At 53.7% G+C, this 1231-nt stretch carries 2 protein-coding genes; both read left to right on the top strand.

The window, feature by feature from the left end; genetic code table 11:
- On the top strand, window positions 1–247 hold a 247-nt coding region (locus HMPREF3050_RS14835), incomplete at its 5' end, for a hypothetical protein (RefSeq protein WP_210399920.1).
- Window positions 248–306: 59 nt separating this feature from the next.
- Window positions 307–945, top strand: coding sequence for a bifunctional 4-hydroxy-2-oxoglutarate aldolase/2-dehydro-3-deoxy-phosphogluconate aldolase (locus tag HMPREF3050_RS06740; RefSeq protein WP_070774211.1), 639 nt, complete (start codon window positions 307–309; stop codon window positions 943–945).
- The last annotated feature ends 286 nt before the right edge of the window (window positions 946–1231 follow it).

A 1231-nucleotide genomic window follows, 5' to 3' on the forward strand; every position in this document is an offset into this window, starting at 1 on the left:
TTTCGATATACAAGGTCGGATTCTTGAATCCGACATTATCAGGACATTTATCGGATACAAGTATCCGAATACAGCCCCTAAAGGTCGTCTGAAACTTAAACCGCCATCCCGTTTGAACGCATCAGACGTAGCGTGCTTTGCCCGCGAAAACCAAAGACGTAGGTCGGATTCTCGAATCCGACGTTATCAGGGGCATTTGTCGGATACAGGTATCCGAATGCAGTCCCAAAGGTCGTCTGAAACTTAAAACCCCATCCCGTTTGACCTCAACAAAAACGACAACCCCATCCCACCTGGAGAATCGAAATGTCCAAACTGACCCCACGCGAAATCCTGACTGCCGGTGCAGTTGTGCCCGTCATGGCGATTGACGACTTAAGCACCGCCGTCGATTTGTCCCACGCCCTTGTCGAAGGCGGTATCCCCACCCTCGAAATCACCCTGCGCACCCCCGTCGGCCTCGACGCCATCCGCCTGATTGCCAAAGAAGTGCCCAACGCCATCGTCGGCGCGGGTACGGTTACCAACCCTGAACAGCTCAAAGCCGTCGAAGACGCAGGCGCGGTTTTCGCCATCAGCCCGGGTTTGCACGAATCCCTCGCCAAAGCCAGCCACAACAGCGGCATCCCCCTGATTCCGGGCGTTGCTACTCCGGGCGAAGTCCAACTGGCTTTGGAACACGGCATCGATACCCTCAAACTCTTCCCTGCCGAAGTCGTTGGCGGCAAAGCCATGCTCAAAGCCCTGTACGGCCCTTACGCTGACGTGCGCTTCTGTCCGACCGGCGGCATCAGCCTGGCAACTGCCCCCGAATACTTGGCGCTGCCTAATGTCTTGTGCGTCGGCGGCTCATGGCTGACCCCGAAAGAAGCCGTTAAAGACAAAGACTGGGACACCATCACCCGCCTCGCCAAAGAAGCGGCGGCGTTGAAACCCAAAGCCTGATTTTCTAAAAGGTAAGCCATACCTTAGCGGTCATGATGTCCGCCTGCTAAGGTGGTTCAAGTAAGGCAAAGGTCGTCTGAAAATCCGATTTTGGATTTTCAGACGACCTTTTGTCATGTATCCAAATGAAAAATGCCATGCCGCGATTTCGTTATTTTAATTCACTGTGATTTCCCACCGCGTTGGATAAGGACGAGGCAACGCCGCAGGGCTTAAAACCGACCTGCCATATTCCCTGCCTTAATCTGCCAAACTATAGTGGATTAACTTTAAACCAGTACGGCGT

This window comes from Neisseria sp. HMSC065D04, assembly GCF_001815675.1.
GTDB lineage: Bacteria > Pseudomonadota > Gammaproteobacteria > Burkholderiales > Neisseriaceae > Neisseria.

Coding starts and splice junctions, on each gene's coding strand:
- HMPREF3050_RS06740 (WP_070774211.1), top strand. CDS start 307: ATGTCCAAACTGACCCCACGCGAAATCCTGACTGCCGGTGCAGTTGTG.